The following is a 614-nucleotide window of genomic DNA, read 5'->3' on the forward strand; positions in this document are numbered from 1 at the left end:
GCAGCAGCCCTCAGCGCTGCGCTTGCCATCGGTGGCGAGATCAGTGCCGAACTCGGCGCAGCCTTCGGCGCTGTGATCGAAGCCGGTCTCGGTTTGGGCGGCGCACTCGATCTCGAAGGAGCTCTCGATCTGGGCGCACAGCTCAGCGCGGCTCTGGGCGGCGCCCTCGGTGTGACCGGCGGCCTGACTGCGGAGCTGGGAGCAGCCCTCGACGCCGCGATCGGCGCAGTCGGCGGACTCGACCTGACGGCAGGGCTCAGCGGAGCTCTCGCACCCGTATTCGCCATCGGTGGTGACCTCGGAGCCGATCTCGGCCTGGCTCTCGGTGGACTCCTCGGCGGCGCAGCAGACCTCAGCGGTCTCCTTGACATCGGCGGCGAACTGGGCACGAGCCTGACCGGCGCACTGGAATCCGCTCTTGCACTCGGCGGCGGCCTGGATCTTGCCGGCGCTCTGACAGGCGACCTCAGCACGGCATTGTCCGGCGCGCTCTCGGGCGTCCTGGGAGCCGGCGGCACGATCGGCGCCGATCTGGGTGCATCGCTCGGCGGCGTCCTCGGCGCGATCACGGATGTCAGCGTTCTCACCGATATCGCGGGCGGCCTCGATCTCGG

At 70.2% G+C, this 614-nt stretch carries 1 pseudogene; it reads left to right on the forward strand.

Features of this window, described 5'->3' with window-relative positions:
• A pseudogene (locus A2J01_RS36680) lies at positions 1 to 614 on the forward strand (IniB N-terminal domain-containing protein); the annotation flags it as partial.

The organism is Rhodococcus sp. EPR-134 (assembly GCF_001647205.1).
GTDB lineage: Bacteria > Actinomycetota > Actinomycetes > Mycobacteriales > Mycobacteriaceae > Rhodococcus_F > Rhodococcus_F qingshengii.